Consider the following 17455-nt stretch of genomic DNA (forward strand, 5'->3'; position numbering starts at 1 on the left):
ACTTTAGTCCCCCTTCTACCCCGCCGTCTCAGCCACTTTACACAGCAAAACCTGCCTGGCATGCCCTGCAGCCCTTGCCTGTCAACCCCTGCGATCCATGTGCCAATTTAATGACTTGATTCACATAAGCGGTATTTTTTTGACTTTTTTACGCTGCAAATCATGGGTTTGATAAATTTCCGGTGATAAGCTGCTGACTTTCCGACACAACCTGAGCTGTAGTACTACGCTTGTGACAGACGAAGCAGGCAGCAAGCCCATAACAATAAACGGCCAGAATTACTGGGTAGTATGTTGACAGCCATTCAATTGACGCCATAAAAGGGTAAACCTAAAGGCGATTGTGATTGTTTTGAATGGATGACAGTACCAGACGCCTCGACAAATGCTTTTCCCTGGGGGGGACTTTACGCTTGGTTCATATCAGTTTGGCCATCAGCGGATTGCTGGATCAACAGATTGTGTTGCGCGCAGGCGGCTTGTATTGGGTCACGGTCGATCACTCGACTGACGCAAAACTGCTGGCAAGGCAATTTCTTGAAGCATTACCCGAAAGCGTGCCAGCCACGCTGATTGCTGGCGCCGGTTCGGTCCAGCAGATCATCAGCGATATGGCACCCGATCGCGGTCCCGGCAAGCTCAAGCTGTTCGAAATCGCCCAGAGAGTCATAGAGCCTGGACTGGCCACACTGACCCGCGATCTTGGCCGTGCCGGCATACTCCCTTCAAGCCAGATCCTGCTGATGCTGCCCTCGAACAGTTGGGCCGAATCGACTACGGCCATCCAGTTGCAACGCTGGATCGAGCGCATACGCGGCTGGCTGCTCGAGCGCAACGCAACGCTGTTGGTGATCACCCACGGTGAAGCTGCGCTGCTGCATGCCCAATTGCTGCAACTCAACCAGACCCTGTCCGGTTTAAGTCGCCTGTACCGCTTCAACGGCGATCTGCGCTACCAATTGCACTTCTGGCACAACGAGCTGGGAGTCACTGCTGGCCAGGAATTCAAGCTCACCGATAAAGGCAATGCCCTGACGCTGATTCCGCAAACGGTTGTCGATACCCAGCCACGGGTGGCCGACGATCAGCACGTGTACCTCGCCGAGCGCACCGTACTGGAAGGCGCGCCGTCGATGTCTAAACACTGGTACCTGTTCGAAGGCCGTGAGGCGTTGCTTGAAGCCGCCGATTCTGCCCGTGCGGCCACCGTAATCGTGGGCATCGACAACAGTTACCAGCTACTCGAACTGGCCCAGCAGCTGCACGACTTACGGGAACATTGCGGCCCCGAGCTGAAGATCGTCGTACGTGAAATGGAGCCCTCGGTGCGCTATCGCGACGAGCGCCTGCTGCTGGCGTGTGGCGCCAACATGATTGTTCCTGACGGCACACTGCTTTCCCGGTTCCTGAGCATGATCGAAAGCATTCAGGGCCAACGCTGGCAATACACCCAGAGCATCGACTTCAAGACGCTGCTTGAGCGTCAGCGCCCGCCTCAGATTCGCGGGCTGGTCAGCCCCAATGACTTTTATGAGGCCGTATCGCAGATCTACAGGGACAGCTCAGGTGAAGTGACCCATCAGTTGATGAAGTTCGAGCCTGTACCGGGGCTGGCCGAGGAACTGTTTTTGAACCAGATGTGCCTTCGTCGTTTTGGCGACTTCGCCTGCCTGCTGGACGGTGAACTGTACCTGTTTCTGTTTGCCTGCCGTGCAGATGGACTGGAGCCGGCACTGGGCAACATCTGTCGTCTGCCCTGGCGTGACATGTTCACCCAGCGCCGCATGTTGAGCGGGCCTTCCGACCTGCCTGCGCAGACCTTCACAAAGGCCCGGGCGGTACCGGCGCATTTGCATATCCCCGTCGAGGCACCGGCCATCATGCCGACACCGGGCGTCAGTGAGCGTGCACCGCTAAATCCTCAACGTTTCACGCTTCCTCTCAGTGAGCCACAGTCATGACGTTCCTTGAGCTGATCGATGTCATTGCATTGACCTGTGTGGTCACCATACTGCTGACGCTGTTCTGGCAGCGCATCCGGATGTTCCTGAAAAAGCATTTCGAGCAGTACCTGTCACCTCGCTATATGAAATCGTGCGGCGTCAGACGTCGCATGCCTGCCAGCCCTGCTCAGAGAACGCCTGATGAGTCTGTTTAAGTCTGACGCACCGGCGCAAAAAATTGCCGGACCCTGGCGCGGCCTGGGAGCCTGGAACCTGTATTTCCTGGCCAAGTTCCTGCTGGCCTGGACAGGGCACCTGAATCTCCAGATATTGCCCAACCTGATTTTTGCGGTGGTGTTGCTGATCCCGATCGCCAACCCTGTGCTGCGCCGTGCGCGCACCCTGATTGCGATCCCGGTGGCCGTGGCGCTGTTGTATCAGGACACCTGGTTCCCGCCCTTCTCCCGGTTACTGGCACAGCCCGGGGTACTGGATTTCTCCTTTGACTACGTGGTCGAGTTGCTGGGGCGATTCATCGACTGGCAAGTGTGCGCCATGTTGCTGCTGTTGATCGTGGGCTACCTGTTCCTCAATCAGTGGCTGCGCCTGACGACCTTCACCCTGCTGGGTTTTGCCTGGCTGGGCATGGGTAACCTGCAATGGCTGCTGCCCCCTTCGGTCGCGCCACAAATGGCCGGCACTCAAGCCGTAACCGGCGGGCAAACCAGCAGTGTGGGCGAGCCGGACGACGCCACGCTCAATGGTTATCTGGACAAGTTTTACCTCACTGAATCGACCCGCAAAGTCGACTTCAAGGAGCCTGCCGTCAAGCCACCGCCTTTTGACCTGCTGGTGATCAACATCTGCTCCATGGCCTGGGATGATCTGGAAGCCGTGGGTTTGCGCGATAACACCCTGTTCAGTCAGATGGACGTGATTTTCGACAACTTCAACTCGGCCACCGCCTATAGCGGCCCGGCAGCCATCCGTTTGATGCGCGCCAGTTGCGGCCAGACCTCCCATGCACAGCTCTACAAGCAACCGGCAGATCAATGCCTGTTGTTCGATGACTTGCGCAAGCTGGGTTTCTCCGACGAGTTGATGCTCAACCACACGGGCGCATTCGACGGCTTCCTCCAGGAAGTCCGCGAGCAAGGCCAACTGCCGCCTCCGGCACTGGGCGTAGTCCCTGCAGGCCTGCCAAGAACGTACGTAGGTTTTGATGGCTCGCCTATCTGGCGCGACCGCGATGTATTGAGCAAGTGGTGGCAACACCGCATGGCCGAAGACGCGCCCAACATGGCGCTGTTCTACAACACCACCAGCCTGCATGACGGCAACCGGCAAGTGCAGTCCGATGGCGGTACCCAGCCAGCTGACTACAGCAGCCGCGCACAGGTCCTGCTCGACGACCTCAATGCGTTCCTCAAGGAACTGCAAAAAAGTGGACGTCGCGTGGTGGTGGCCATCGTTCCCGAACATGGTGCCGCGCTGCATGGTGACCGCATGCAGATTGCCGGGATGCGCGAAATCCCGAGCGACTCGATCACCCACGTACCGGTTGGCATCAAGCTGATCAACATGGGCGACAACGGCCAATCCTCGCCCGTCCATATCAGCGAGCCAAGCAGCTACCTGGCGGTCGCCGAAATCATTGCGCGCCTGTATGCCGACCCGGCACTGAGCAATGGCCAGACCGTGGACTGGTCCAGATTGCTGACCGATCTGCCACAAACCCCGAAAGTATCTGAAAACTCAGGGACCGTCGTGCTTGATTACAACGGCAAGCCCTATGTGCGAATCAAGGAGAACGGCGGATGGCTGCCTTACCCACAGCGGTTCAAATAAGCGCCGATATCCTTTCGCGCAAAGAGCGGGCCGATGATATCGCCCGTCTCAAATCGATGATGGAATTGCACGCCCTGGAATACATCGACGTGTCGGCGCATATGGAGCTGTTGCAGGCTTTTGAGCGCTGGCCGTTGCTGGCATATCTGGAGGCGCAGCACACGCCGCCCCTTGATCTGGATAAAGACACGGAGCACACCCCATGATTGCCATGAGTTTGCGTGGCGTGCGCGGTGGCGTGGGTACCAGCTCAACCCTGGCGGCGCTGGGCCATGCGCTGCATGAGCTGGGCCAGAGGGTCCTGCTGGTGGACATGTGCCCGGAGAACTCCCTCGGCCTGCATTTCAACATGGACCTGGCACCCCGCGAGGGCTGGGCCCGGGCGACTCTGGATCAGCAACCCTGGCATGAGCATGCATGGTGTGTAGAGCCCGGCCTGTGCGTGCTGCCCTACGGGCAACTGCAACCGGTCGAATTCATCCAGCTCGACGGCCTGCTGCTTGAGCAGCCACAACTCTGGAGCCAGCGCCAGGCCGCGCTGACCGATGCCTTTGACTGGATACTGTTCGATCTGCCGCAGCGCTTGCCAGGCCACATGGCCAACCCGCACTGCAGTATTTCAATCATGGTGCTCAACGCCGACGCCGCCTGCCACGTACTGTTGCAACCGCAACTGGCCCAAACGCCACTGTTTCTGGTCAACCGTTTCGATGCCGCCAGCCAGCTGCAACGGGATCTGCTGCTGATCTGGCAGCACCGCTATGCCCAGGCACTGGTGCCTGTGAACCTGCACGCAGACGAAGCCATGGGTGAAGCCCTGGCCAGAAGCGAGCCCGCTGGCCGCTATGCACCCACCAGCCTGATTGCACTGGATGTCATCAGCCTGGCCAGTTGGTGCCTGCTTCGTGGCAGGAGGGCTGAATGATTGCGCACTGGTTCCCCTACACACGCTTGCGGCGTGAGCAGAACTGCACCCGGTTCACGGCCTTTATTCTGGCGCTGATCCAGGCCCTGGGGTGGATCTTCCTGCGCCTTGAGTCGCGCAGCTGGAAAGCCTTGCGTGATCAGCACAGACGCCTGTATCCGCACCTCGCCCAGAAGCGATCTACCATTGGCGACCCGTTGCGTTACGTCGTGCAAACCGTGTGGCTGCTGCTGGTGCGTACGCCGAACCTGAACCAGATCGGCCGCCAGCGTTTCCGTCAACGTCTGGGCTCCTGGGTGTCGGTGGTGCTCAATATTGTCCAGCGTCCGTGGAACCTGCTGTCCAATTCCTTTGCCCATTTACCCACGGCGATCAGCCCGCAGGTCAGCAAAGGCTCCCACTGGTGGAACACCATGCAATGGCCTCTGCGCAAGGTGCTCTACATCGGCATTGGCATCATCGCACTGGCCTTGATTGTGCTGTGTATCACCGAGCCTTTCGGTTATCTGGCGCAACTGGTGTTCGTGATCCTGTTGTGGGTACTGGCAATGCTGGTGCGCCGCATGCCGGGACGCTTTCCGACCTTGTTGCTGATCGTATTGTCGATCATCGTTTCGTGCCGCTACCTGTGGTGGCGGTACACCTCGACCCTGAACTGGAACGACAATCTGGATCTGATCTGCGGCCTGATTCTGCTGATCGCCGAGACCTACTCCTGGCTGATCCTGTTGCTGGGCTATGTGCAAACCTCATGGCCGCTCAATCGCCAACCGGCGCAATTGCCCGCCGACATGGAGCAATGGCCGGTCGTCGACCTGTTGATTCCGACGTACAACGAAGAGCTGTCCGTAACCCGTGGCACGGTGTACGCCGCGCTTGGTATCGACTGGCCGAAAGACAAACTGCGCATTCACCTGCTCGATGACGGCAACCGTCCAAGCTTCAAGGCATTCGCCGAAGAGGTGGGCATCAACTACATCGCCCGGACCGACAACCGCCACGCCAAGGCCGGTAACCTCAATCATGCACTGACCTTGATCGACGGCGATCTGGTGGCGATTTTTGACTGCGACCACATGCCTGCCCGCTCCTTCCTGCAGTTGACGGTTGGCTGGTTCCTGCGTGACCCGACCCTGGCGCTGGTACAGACCCCGCACCACTTCCTGTCACCTGATCCATTTGAGCGCAACCTGGGTACCTTCCGTAACCGCCCCAACGAAGGCGAGCTGTTTTACGGTTTGATCCAGGACGGTAACGACATGTGGAACGCTGCGTTTTTCTGCGGCTCCTGCGCCATCGTGCGCCGTACTGCGATTGACTCCATTGGCGGGTTCGCGGTCGAGACCGTGACCGAAGATGCCCACACCGCCTTGCGTCTGCACCGCAACGGCTGGACCTCGGCCTATCTGCGCATCCCGCAGGCAGCAGGCCTGGCAACCGAGAGCCTGTCGGCGCATATCGGCCAGCGCATCCGCTGGGCACGGGGCATGGTGCAGATTTTCCGCACCGACAACCCGCTGCTGGGCAAGGGCCTGACCATCTTCCAGCGCATCTGCTACACCAACGCCATGATGCACTTCCTGGTGGGGTTGCCACGGCTGGTGTTCCTCACTGCGCCCCTGGCCTTCCTGTTGCTGCACGCCTACATCATCTACGCCCCGGCGGTGATGATCCTGCTGTACGTGTTGCCGCACATGATCCACGCCAGCCTCACCAACTCACGGATGCAAGGCGCCTACCGCCAGACTTTCTGGGGCGAGGTGTACGAGACCGTGCTGGCCTGGTACATCGCACGACCGACCACCGTGGCATTGTTCAGCCCGTCGCGGGGCAAGTTCAACGTGACCGCCAAGGGCGGCATGATGGAAGAAAACCAGTTCGACTGGCAGACCGCCAAACCGTATCTGGTGCTGTCGGTGCTCAACGTGGTCGGCCTGGGGTTTGCCGTCTGGCGCCTCTTTACCGGGCCAAAGGATGAGATCTTCACGATCCTCGTCAGTGTGCTGTGGGTGATTTACAACCTGCTGATCATTGGTGCTGCGGTTGCCGTTGCGGCCGAGGTGCGCCAGGTGCGCACCACGCACCGTGTGCTCGCCCGTTTGCCAGGGGCCATCAGATTGTCCGACGGGCACAGCTACCCGTGTGAACTGGTGGACTACTCGGACGGTGGCGTCGGCCTGCAAGTGAGCCAGGCCCTGCAACTGCCCGTCGGCACACAGGTGTCGCTGATCCTTCAGCGGGGCAACCGAGAGTTTGTGTTCACCGGCAACCTGACCCGTTCCAGCGACCGGTTTATCGGCTTGAGCTTTGCCCAGTTGCCGCCTGAACAAAAGATCGAGTTCGTGCAGTGCACCTTTGGCCGCGCCGATGCCTGGCTTGACCACAATAGCGGGTTTGAAGCTGACAAGCCGATCCAGAGTCTCAAGGAGATTCTGGCCCTGGGCGTCAAAGGCTATTACCGCCTTTATGAATACCTGCCCAAGTGGATACGCGTCATCGCGAAACCGTTTTTGCTCATTTTTCAGTGGCTGGGCAGCTTTTTGCCGCGCATGCCCGAAGCACCTACCCCCCTTATCTCCCGGCCAGTGAGCAGATCATGAGTCGTCTATCTAAAAAAGCTATCTTCGCCAGCCTCGCGCTGATGACCTTCGCCTCGCAGCTTATGTCGGCCCCTTTGCCTTTACCTGGCAATTCACCTGTGCCCGCTCCACTGCCCAAGCCGGCGGTCGCCCAGACGGATCAGGTGCTGCCAAGCTGGCCAGTCACCTACTCATTCGAACAGTTGGGGCGAGCCACGGACTCCCTGCTGCTGGGGATCAACAGCTCAGACGTGGTGGAGTTCAGCCTGCGTCGCGACCGGATTGCCAGCGATGCCAGCCTGCAACTGGACTACACGCCCTCACCTGCATTGATCCCGACGCTTTCGCATATCCGGGTGTACCTCAACGATGTGCTGATGGGCGTTCTGCCGATTGAGAAAGACCAGCTGGGGCGCAAAACCACGCAGAAAATAGCCCTTGATCCACGGCTGATTTCGGACTTCAACCGCCTGCGGCTGGAGTTTGTCGGTCATTACACCGATATCTGTGAAGACCCGGCCAACAACACGTTGTGGGTCAATATCAGCCGCGGTAGCGCTATTACCTTGCAAGAACAGGCCCTGAGCCTGCAAAACGACCTGGCGTTCTTCCCGCTGCCGTTCTTTGATCCACGCAACAACAGCAAGCTGGAACTGCCATTTGTGTTCGCCGCCAACCCGACGCTGGGTGAACAGAAAGCGGCCACGATCCTGGCCTCTTACTTTGGCAGTCAGTCCAACTGGCGTGGCGCAAGTTTCCCGGTGTCGTTCGATACGCTGCCAGGGGTACAGAACAAGGATGCAGTGCAACCGACCGTGGTCTTCGCCACGAACGATCACCGTCCGGCTTTCATGAGCGACCTGGAAAAATTCCCGGCCGTGACGGCGCCTGTGGTCGAAATGATCGATCACCCGGATGCGCCGTATAGCAAAGTCCTGCTGATCATGGGCCGCAACGAAGAAGACCTGACCACTGCTGCCAAGGCACTGGCCCTGGGCGGTAATTTGCTGCGCGGTTCGCGCGTCACCATCGACAAGGTTCAGGAACTGCAGCCACGCAAACCCTACGATGCTCCGGCCTGGATGCGGACCGACCGGCCAGTGCGTTTTGCCGAGCTGATTACCTACCCGCAACAATTGCAGGTCAGCGGGTTGCAGCCGCGCCCCATCACCCTGGATGTAAACCTGCCACCCGATCTTTTCGTGTGGCGCAACCAGGGTATCCCGCTGCGCACTCAATACCGCTACACCGCACCGTCGGCCAATGATGATTCACGCCTCAATATCAGCCTCAACGACCAGTTCATCACCAGCCTGCCGTTGCTGCGCAAAGACACCAGCAACCTGGAAGAGCTGCGCTTGGCAGTGCTGTCCAATGACACCGCAAACGTCAATGAAAAGCTGATCGTACCCTCGCTGAAAATTGGCGACCGCAACCGCCTGCGTTTCGATTTCAACTTTGCCAGCACCGTGGGCAGTTCCCAGCGTGATCGCTGCCAGACCATCCTGCCGGCCAACACCCAGGCCATCATCGATGAAGATTCCACCATCGACATGTCCGGCTATCACCACTACATCAGCATGCCGGACCTCAAGGCATTTGTGCGCAGCGGCTTCCCGTTCAGCCGCATGGCCGACATGTCCGAATCCATCGTGGTGGTTCCAAGCAACGCTTCGCCAACACAAATCAGCACCCTGCTTGAAGCGGTATCCGGCATTTCTGCCCGCTCCGGCTACCCGGCCTTTGGTGTGCGCCTGAGCGATGACTGGGCGTCGGCGTCCAAGGAAGATGTCGACTTGCTGTTACTGGGCGAGATGGCGCCGGAGTTGCGCGACAACCCGGACATGAGCGTGCTGCTGCAACGTCAGCACGACATGCTGGTGCAGCCTTACGGCACCACTGGCATTGATGCCAACAACCGCCGCGGGCCATCAACCGACGGTCGCAACACACCGGCCAACAAAACCGAAGTTACAGCCCAGGCACCGATTGCGGCCATGTTGGGCATGCAGTCACCTACCCACAATCAGCGCAGCATCGTCGCATTGCTGGGCAATGAGGATGCCGACTACAACCTGCTGCGCGAGGCCTTGGGCGACAGCGGCAAGCTGGACGCGGTGGCAGGCTCTGTGGCACTGGTTCGCAGCAGCGGCGTCTACAGCCAACTGGTCGGTGATCAATACTTTGTCGGCAACCTGCCGTGGTACCTGCTGTTGTGGTACCAGCTGTCAGAGCACCCGGTATTGCTGGCCATACTGGCCGTGATCAGCGTTCTGCTCAGCGCCTTCCTGCTGTGGCGTGCCCTGAGCTGGGCGGCCAACCGTCGTCTGCACAAGGATGACTAAGGCCATGAAACGACTGGCGGCACTCGCCCTGACTTCGACCTTGGGTTGTCTTCCCCTGGTGGCGAGTGCGGCATCCTGTGACTGGCCCGCCTGGGACAGTTACAAGAAAACCATGATGAGCAGCGACGGGCGCATCATCGATGCCTCGTCGACGCAGTTGATCACAACGTCGGAAGGCCAGAGTTACGGGCTGTTTTTTGCCTTGCTGGCCAACGACAGGAAAAGCTTCGCCTCGATTCTCGAATGGACCCGCAATAACCTGGCAGATGGCAGCCTTGAAGGTCATCTGCCTGCCTGGCAATGGGGGCGCGACAAAAGCGGCCAGTGGCACATCCTGGACAGCAACAATGCCAGCGATGCCGATCTGTGGATCGCCTACAGCCTGCTTGAAGCCGGACGCCTGTGGCAGTGGCCCGAGTACGTCGCGCTGGGGCAAAACATCCTCTGGCGCAGTGCGGCCCAAAGCCTGCGCAAAATGCCCGGCCTGGGCCTGATGCTATTGCCCGGCGATGTGGGGTTCGACAGCCCCAAAGGCTGGCGCCTGAACCCCAGCTACCTGCCACCGCAACTGTTGGCACGCTTTGCGCGGATTTCACCGATATGGGCTGAGCTGGCAAACAATCAGCAACGCATGTTGATAGAGACTTCACCCAAAGGTTTTGCCCCCGACTGGCTGTTATGGAAAGCCGGTGGTGGCTGGGCTCCCGACACCAAGGACGGCTCCCAGGGCGACTACGATGCCATTCGCGTCTACCTGTGGGTCGGCATGCTGGCTCCGGACGCGGCCAACCGTCAGGTCCTGCAACAGCACTTTGCGCCGATGGCCAAGCTGACTCAAACCCTGGGCTATCCGCCGGAAAGCGTGAATGCAGTGACCGGTAAATACACCGGAACGGGTCCGGTGGGTTTTTCCGCCGCCATGCTGCCGTTACTGGCAAGCCTGGACTCCCCCGCACTGGCCGTACAACAGGCACGGATCCAGCAACAACCGCCTGCGGCGGATGCTTATTACAACCAGTCGCTGCTGCTGTTTGGCCAGGGCTGGGATGAAGAACGCTATCGCTTTGACAAGGATGGGCAGCTTTTACCTTCGTGGATCAAGACATGCCAAAAATAACAACGTGGGCGTTCCTGCTCGGTGGATTGTCCACTGCAGCCATTGCACAACCGACCACGGTGCAGGAACAGCAACAGTGGCTACTGGAGCAGGTACGTATCGGTGAAGCCATGTACCGGGAAGATCTGGTACGCGCCTCACTGGCACGGCTGCAATTGATCGCCCCCAACGACCCGCAGGCGCTGGTCGCGTCTATACGCCAGGCATTGCTGGACAAGAATCCGGATCTGGCCCGCCAGCGTCTGGCGCAATTGCAAAGCGTTGCTCCCGATTCAGCGGCGCTGCGCCAGGCCCAGAGCCTGATGAAGTTGCAAGACCCGCAAAGCCTAAAAGACCTGCAGCAGGCGCGCCTGTTTGCAGCCGCTGGCCGACCTGAAGAGGCCGCTGCAATCTTCGAGCGACTGTTTGGCAATGCACCACCCGATTTCGCCACGGCGCTGGAGTACCTGCGTATCCGCAGCAATATCCCGGGCCAGCATCCTCAAGTAATCGATCAACTGCGGGCTCTGGATAAGCAATACCCGGGCAATGCCGGGCTGCGCCAAACCCTGGCCGACTTGCTGTTTCGGGAAAAAAGGGCGCCAGAAGCCCTGGTGGTCCTGCAAGAACTGTCCAGCGACCCGATTGCCAGTAACGCCGCCGCAGAGCGTGAGTACACCTACCTCGGTACATTACCCGTCGATCGCACTACGGCCCAGGCCTGGCAGGGGTTTATCGCCCGCTACCCCAACTCTCCACTGATCGGTGAGGCCAACAAGAACCTGCAACAACAGCAGCGTTTGCTTGGCGACCCGGCGTGGAATGCGGGGGCTCAAGGCAAGCAGATGATTGATCAGTCGCGCAATCCGGTGGCCGCTGAAGGGCAATTGCGCCAAGCCCTCAAGCAATACCCGGACGATCCGACCCTCTACGGTGCCCTGGGCATGGCACTGTTTCGTCAGGGCCGCTATGCCGAAGCCAACACCAGCTTTTCCACGGCGCGAACCAAGGAGCAAGACACCTCCAACATCAGCAAGTGGCAGGACCTGATGGACGCCAGCCGCTACCGCATGTTGCTCAGCCAGGGTGACAAAGCCCTTGAGCAAAAGAACCTGCCAGCGGCACGTAATGCATTTTCTCAGGCCCGCAAGACCAAGCCCGCCGATGCCGACCCACTCATTGGCCTGGCCAGCGTTGCACAGGCCGAGCATGACGATATCCAGGCGGAAGCCTTGCTGTTGCAGGCCCGTCGCCTGGAACCGGGTAATGGCAGCGCCGTCAGGGGGCTGGTTCGCTTGTACAGCGCCCAGGACCCGCAAAAGGCCAAGGCATTTCTCAATGGCCTGCCCGCCTCCAGCCAGAAGGAATTCTCCGGGCTGCGCCAGAGCATGGAGCTGGACGAACTGAACCAGCAGGCCGATGCGGCTACCGAGCGCAAGGACTGGCCGCAAGTGGCCGCATTGCTGAGCAAGATCCGCAACCTGAGCCCTGATGAACCCTGGGTGACTTACCGCCTGGCCAATGCCCAGCGCGAGATCAACCAGCCTGGCGCAGCCGATGACAGCTTCAAGCAGTTGATGACCCGCCAGGGGCGAAACCCGGAAGCCATTTACGCCTACGCACTTTATTTGTCGAACACCGACCGCGATGCCAGCGCCCTGAGCGCGCTGGAGAAATTGCCCAAGGCGCAATGGACCGACTCCATGCGTGAGCTCGACTCACGCCTGCAGCGCAACGTACTGGTTGCCCGCGCCGAACGCCTGCGCGCAGAAGGTCATGAACCGCAAGCCATTGCCCTGTTGATGCAAACCAGCGATAGCGACGACCTGATGACCGTCGCCGGCTGGGCCCAGGAGCGCGGCGACTTCGAGCAAGCGCAAAGCCTGTATGGCCAGGTGCTGAAGAAGGATCCCGGCAATACCGGGGCACGACTGGGGCAAATCGAAACCCTGATTGCCAACCGGCAACTGCCTGCAGCCCGGCAACAACTGGCACAGTTCAATCCGGCCCCCGGCACCGTATTGACCTCTTCCGAACAACGACGGGTGGCCAATGCCTGGGTCGCCGTGGGTGAGCCCGACAAAGCCCGGGCCATCTACGCGCAGCTGCTCAAGTCCCCCCAGGCCGATCCGCTGGTGTACCGCGATGCGGCGCGGCTGATGTCGGTCAAGGAGCCGCAACAGGCACTGGATTACTACGCCAAGAGTATGGCTGCCGCAGGCCTGATTACCCCTGAGCAGGCCAACCCTCGCGACAACCGCGCAATGACCATGGCCAGTCGCGAGAAGGACGATGATCAGTGGCTGGCACGTAGCCTGCGCAGCGACGTGGATGAGCTGTACCAGCGGCAAAATCCTACGGTCCACCTGTACACCGATTACGGGTGGCGCTCGGACAACGCCTCTGCCGGTACATCAGATACGGATACCCGCACCACCATCCTGCAACTGGACCTGCCAGTGGCGGATGGCACCGGCTTTTTACGTGCAGAACAGCTGAATATGGATGCGGGTAAATTCAGTGCCGATCCCGACGGGCTGGTTCGCGAAAATTACGGTACCTGCGCCGTGAAATACAACGTCAAGGGCACCACCAGCCCCGACTTGTCAGGTTGCGAAGACAGTTCCCAGTCGGTCAACGGCACCATGATGGCCGCTGGCTGGAAGAACGAAGTCTGGAATGTCGACATCGGTCGCACGCCAGATAACTTCAAAGTGCCCAACTGGCTGGGCGGCGTGGCCTACAGCAGCAAGTTCGAGTCCGTGGGCTGGACCCTGACCGGCTCGCGTCGTCCCTTGAGCAACTCGATCCTGTCCTATGCCGGTGCCACAGACCCCAATACAGGGATTACCTGGGGCGGTGTCACCTCCAACGGCCTGACCTTGAGCCTGAGCCACGACGAAGGTGGCGTGGACGGCGTATGGGCCAGCTTCGGCCAGCACTGGTTGCGCGGCAAGAACGTAGAAGACAACCACAAGAGCACGGCCATGGCCGGTTACTACTATCGTTTGGTCGAACGCGCCGACGAACGTATGCGCACCGGTCTGACGCTGATGTACTGGGGGTATGACAAGGACTTGAGTGAGTACACCCTGGGCCAGGGCGGTTACTACAGCCCGCAGAAGTACTATTCGATTGGCGTGCCGCTGAACTATGCGTTCCGTACCGCCAACTGGTCGGTGGCCCTGGAAAGCTCGGTGAGCTGGTCGTATGCCAAGACTGACGCCAATGACCTTTATCCACTCAGCGGGCTGAATGACAAGTTGATCCAGGGACTGGACGAGCGAGGCTTCCAGCTGGCCGACGGCCTGGGCCAGACGTCGGGCGGCAGCAGTACGGGTATCGGCTACCGCCTGCAAGGGCTGGTGGAACGCAGGCTGTCGGACCATCTGGTGTTGGGAGGCGGTTTGCTCTATCAGCACAGTGACAGCTACGCACCGAGTCGGGCGATGCTCTACCTGCGTTATACCTTCGACGTCTGGCAGGGCAACTTGCCATTGCCGGTACAGCCGTTGATTCCGTATGCCGACTTCCGTTAACAACATCGCGTAACGCGAAACCCGTAGTCGCTGCCGAGGCACGAGAGCTGCGAGCTTTGAATCGATAAAGGCTCGCAGCTCTCGTGCCTCGGCAGCGACTACCCGCGCTTGCCAGGGGATTTAGCGTTTAACCGGTGTACGCATGGTCACAAACTCTTCGGCGGCCGTCGGGTGTACCCCGATGGTTTCGTCAAAGTGCTGTTTGGTCGCCCCCGCCTTCAAGGCAATCGCCAGTCCCTGCACGATCTCTCCCGCCTCCGGGCCAACCATGTGGCAACCCAGCACCTTGTCGGTGTCGGCATCGACCACCAGCTTCATCAGCGTACGTTCCTGGCATTCGGTCAGGGTCAGTTTCATGGGCCGGAAGCTGCTCTCGAAAATCTGCACCTTGTGCCCGGCTTCAACCGCCTGCTCTTCGCTCAGGCCCACTGTGCCGATGTTGGGCAGGCTGAACACCGCTGTCGGGATCATTTGGTAATCCACCGGGCGATATTGCTCAGGCTTGAACAGGCGACGTGCCACGGCCATGCCTTCAGCGAGTGCCACCGGGGTCAGCTGCACGCGACCGATCACATCTCCGATAGCCAGAATCGACGGTTCGCCACTCTGGTACAGATCGTCCACTTCAACGAAGCCGCGCTTGTCGAGTTTGACCCCGGTGTTCTCCAGGCCCAGGTTATCGAGCATCGGACGACGGCCCGTGGCGTAGAAAATACAATCGGCGACCAGCTCACGACCGTCTTTGAGCGTGGCCTTGAGGCTGCCGTCAGGCTGCTTGTCGATACGCTCGATATCGGCGTTGAACTGAACATCCATCCCGCGCTTGGTCAGCTCTTCGTGCAAATGCTTGCGCACCGCACCGTCAAAACCGCGCAGGAACATTTCACCGCGATACAGCAAGGAGGTTTTGGCCCCCAGGCCGTGGAAAATCCCCGCGAACTCAACGGCGATATACCCCCCGCCCACGACCAGTACGCGCTTGGGCAACTCTTTGAGAAAGAACGCTTCGTTGGAGCTGATCGCGTGCTCATGGCCCGGGATTTCGGGGATCTGCGGCCAGCCACCGGTGGCGATCAGAATATGTTTGGCGGTGTGGCGCTGACCGTTGACTTCAACTTCGTTCGGCCCGGTCAGTTTGGCGTGACCTTCCATCAAGGTGACGCCGCTGTTCACCAGCAGGTTGCGGTAAATGCCGTTCAGGCGATGGATTTCGCGATCCTTGTTGGCGATCAGGGTCGCCCAATCAAAGTTCGCCTCTCCCAGGCTCCAGCCAAAACCTGAAGCCTGTTCAAAATCTTCAGCAAAATGCGCACCGTAAACCAGCAGCTTTTTAGGTACGCACCCCACGTTGACGCAGGTCCCGCCCAAATAGCGGCTTTCGGCTACGGCTACTTTCGCGCCGAAACCTGCAGCAAAACGGGCAGCGCGTACACCGCCAGAACCCGCACCAATCACAAACAGATCAAATTCGTAGGCCATTTCTATCTCCCAGGCAGGCCATCAGCATAATCACTTCGGCGCGATTGACCAGCGCCGCAGCTTGCCGAAGGCAAAAAAACGAAAAAGCCACCCGAGGGTGGCTTTCTCTTGAAGCTCTCTACAACTCGGCGCTAATTAGTAAGCCTTGCCGGTTTTGTAGAAGTTTTCGAAGCAGAAGTTGGTTGCTTCGATGTAGCCTTCAGCGCCGCCGCAGTCAAAGCGTTGGCCTTTGAATTTGTACGCGATCACGCAACCGTTTTGCGCCTGTTTCATCAGGGCGTCGGTGATCTGGATTTCACCGCCTTTGCCTGGCTCGGTCTGTTTGATCAGATCGAAGATGTCCGGGGTCAGGATGTAACGACCGATGATCGCCAGGTTCGACGGCGCATCTTCAGGTGCCGGTTTTTCAACCATGTTGCGCACACGGTACAGGTCATCACCAATCAGGTCGCCAGCGATCACGCCGTACTTGTTGGTCTCTGCCGGATCAACTTCCTGGATGGCGATGATGGTGCAGCGGTACTGGTTGTACAGCTTGACCATCTGCGTCAGGACGCCGTCGCCTTCCAGGTTGACGCACAAGTCGTCCGCCAGTACTACGGCAAAGGGTTCGTCGCCGATCAGTGGGCGGCCGGTCAGAATCGCGTGACCCAGGCCTTTCATTTCGGTTTGACGAGTGTAAGAGAACGAACACTCGCTCAGCAGACGACGGATACCCACCAGGTACTTTTCTTTGTCAGTGCCCTTGATCTGGTTTTCCAGCTCGTAGCTGATGTCAAAGTGGTCTTCCAGAGCGCGCTTGCCACGGCCCGTTACGATGGAAATTTCAGTCAAGCCAGCGTCCAGTGCTTCTTCAACCCCGTACTGGATCAGTGGCTTGTTCACCACCGGCAGCATTTCTTTAGGCATGGCCTTTGTCGCTGGCAAAAAGCGAGTGCCGTAACCGGCTGCTGGGAACAAGCATTTCTTGATCATATGAGTCCTTTAAAGGGCTGTACGTTCCAATTTTGGCGCAGTCTAATCAGGCGGCATCGACGTTACAATGCCTCTCGATAGCAAACTGATGCCAACCTAGATAAATATTTTGAGCGTTAGTTCCTTTGCCTTTGAATTTGAGTGTTGGTCGGTCGTGTTTAGCAACACCCGAGTTGCGCTTGCGCTATCATCAGGCCATTAATCCAGGCAATCAGGCAGTTCTTCGATGTCCGCAACAATCAGCGTCAACGGTTATGAAATCAAGCCCAACGAAAAGGGCGAGTGGTGCGTGTTTAATGCATCCGGTGAAAACGTTGCAGGTCCATTTGACTCGCAACAGGTTGCCACTGAGGTTGCCTCGGTTTTCCAGGACCAGCCTGCCCCTCCTGCTCGCCGACGCAACAAATCAAACTAATCCTACTGACGTGATAACACTACCTCGATGAAAAACATTCTGACATTACTCGTACTGGTTACATTGGGCGGTTGTGCCACAGCGTCCAATACCTACCTGGCCGACGGCAAGCAAGGGTTGAGCATAGACTGCTCTGGCGAAGCCATGTCGTGGGCCAAGTGCTACGAGAAAGCGGAAGCCTCTTGTGCCGGCACCGGCTATACCATCATTGGCACTGATGGCTCGCCTGCAGTCAAAGAGCGCGACAAGACACTGGGCGTCGACGTCGGTAATTTCAACAGCCGAAATATCGTGGTGGCTTGCAAATAGCT

Annotated in this window: 13 protein-coding genes; 11 read left to right on the forward strand and 2 right to left on the reverse strand. The window is 59.0% G+C overall.

Annotated elements, in window-relative coordinates; translation table 11 throughout:
* Positions 1–413: 413 nt before the first annotated feature.
* From bcsE to bcsC, 9 genes are read left to right on the forward strand one after another with little or no spacing between them, the layout of a single operon-like run.
* Positions 414–1961, forward strand: coding sequence for a cellulose biosynthesis protein BcsE (gene bcsE / locus AACY07_RS16450; protein WP_339476161.1), 1548 nt, complete (start codon positions 414–416; stop codon positions 1959–1961).
* Positions 1958–2158 carry a cellulose biosynthesis protein BcsF gene (gene bcsF / locus AACY07_RS16455; RefSeq protein ID WP_133078081.1) on the forward strand — a complete coding sequence of 67 codons (201 nt, stop codon included), beginning with the start codon at positions 1958–1960 and terminating at the stop codon, positions 2156–2158. Before bcsE ends, bcsF begins: the two co-directional genes overlap by 4 nt.
* Positions 2145–3791 (forward strand): cellulose biosynthesis protein BcsG, encoded by a 1647-nt coding sequence (bcsG, locus tag AACY07_RS16460; protein ID WP_339476165.1) that lies wholly within the window; start codon positions 2145–2147, stop codon positions 3789–3791. The genes bcsF and bcsG overlap by 14 nt, the downstream gene beginning before the upstream one ends.
* Positions 3761–3997 (forward strand): cellulose biosynthesis protein BcsR, encoded by a 237-nt coding sequence (bcsR, locus tag AACY07_RS16465; protein WP_133078079.1) that lies wholly within the window; start codon positions 3761–3763, stop codon positions 3995–3997. The genes bcsG and bcsR overlap by 31 nt, the downstream gene beginning before the upstream one ends.
* Positions 3994–4716 (forward strand): cellulose biosynthesis protein BcsQ, encoded by a 723-nt coding sequence (gene bcsQ / locus AACY07_RS16470; RefSeq protein ID WP_339476167.1) that lies wholly within the window; start codon positions 3994–3996, stop codon positions 4714–4716. The genes bcsR and bcsQ overlap by 4 nt, the downstream gene beginning before the upstream one ends.
* Positions 4713–7316, forward strand: coding sequence for a UDP-forming cellulose synthase catalytic subunit (bcsA, locus tag AACY07_RS16475; RefSeq protein ID WP_339476169.1), 2604 nt, complete (start codon positions 4713–4715; stop codon positions 7314–7316). Before bcsQ ends, bcsA begins: the two co-directional genes overlap by 4 nt.
* Positions 7313–9640, forward strand: a complete 2328-nt coding sequence (gene bcsB, locus AACY07_RS16480; RefSeq protein ID WP_339476171.1) for a cellulose biosynthesis cyclic di-GMP-binding regulatory protein BcsB — start codon at positions 7313–7315, stop codon at positions 9638–9640. Before bcsA ends, bcsB begins: the two co-directional genes overlap by 4 nt.
* Positions 9641–9644: 4 nt before the next feature.
* Positions 9645–10757, forward strand: coding sequence for a cellulose synthase complex periplasmic endoglucanase BcsZ (gene bcsZ, locus AACY07_RS16485; RefSeq protein WP_339476173.1), 1113 nt, complete (start codon positions 9645–9647; stop codon positions 10755–10757).
* A complete protein-coding gene (gene bcsC, locus AACY07_RS16490) occupies positions 10745–14275 on the forward strand; it encodes a cellulose synthase complex outer membrane protein BcsC (RefSeq protein ID WP_339476175.1) in 3531 nt (1176 codons plus the stop codon). Before bcsZ ends, bcsC begins: the two co-directional genes overlap by 13 nt.
* Positions 14276–14395: 120 nt before the next feature.
* Here the strand turns inward: bcsC and gorA are convergent, their stop codons facing one another.
* Positions 14396–15754: a glutathione-disulfide reductase gene (gene gorA / locus AACY07_RS16495; RefSeq protein WP_133078073.1), complete on the reverse strand. Its 1359-nt coding sequence runs from the start codon at positions 15752–15754 to the stop codon at positions 14396–14398.
* A 135-nt stretch (positions 15755–15889) separates the two neighbouring features.
* Positions 15890–16729, reverse strand: coding sequence for a UTP--glucose-1-phosphate uridylyltransferase GalU (gene galU, locus AACY07_RS16500; RefSeq protein WP_095029362.1), 840 nt, complete (start codon positions 16727–16729; stop codon positions 15890–15892).
* Positions 16730–16955: 226 nt separating this feature from the next.
* Between galU and AACY07_RS16505 the strand changes: the two genes are divergently transcribed.
* Together AACY07_RS16505 and AACY07_RS16510 are read left to right on the forward strand one after the other, a co-directional pair.
* Positions 16956–17144, forward strand: coding sequence for a hypothetical protein (locus AACY07_RS16505; RefSeq protein ID WP_339476178.1), 189 nt, complete (start codon positions 16956–16958; stop codon positions 17142–17144).
* Positions 17145–17171: 27 nt separating this feature from the next.
* The gene (locus tag AACY07_RS16510) at positions 17172–17453 is read left to right on the forward strand and encodes a hypothetical protein (protein WP_133078071.1); all 282 of its coding nucleotides are present in this window, start codon (positions 17172–17174) and stop codon (positions 17451–17453) included.
* Positions 17454–17455 lie beyond the last annotated feature (2 nt).

This window comes from Pseudomonas sp. RL_5y_Pfl2_69 (assembly GCF_963970465.1).
Taxonomy (GTDB): Bacteria; Pseudomonadota; Gammaproteobacteria; order Pseudomonadales; family Pseudomonadaceae; genus Aquipseudomonas.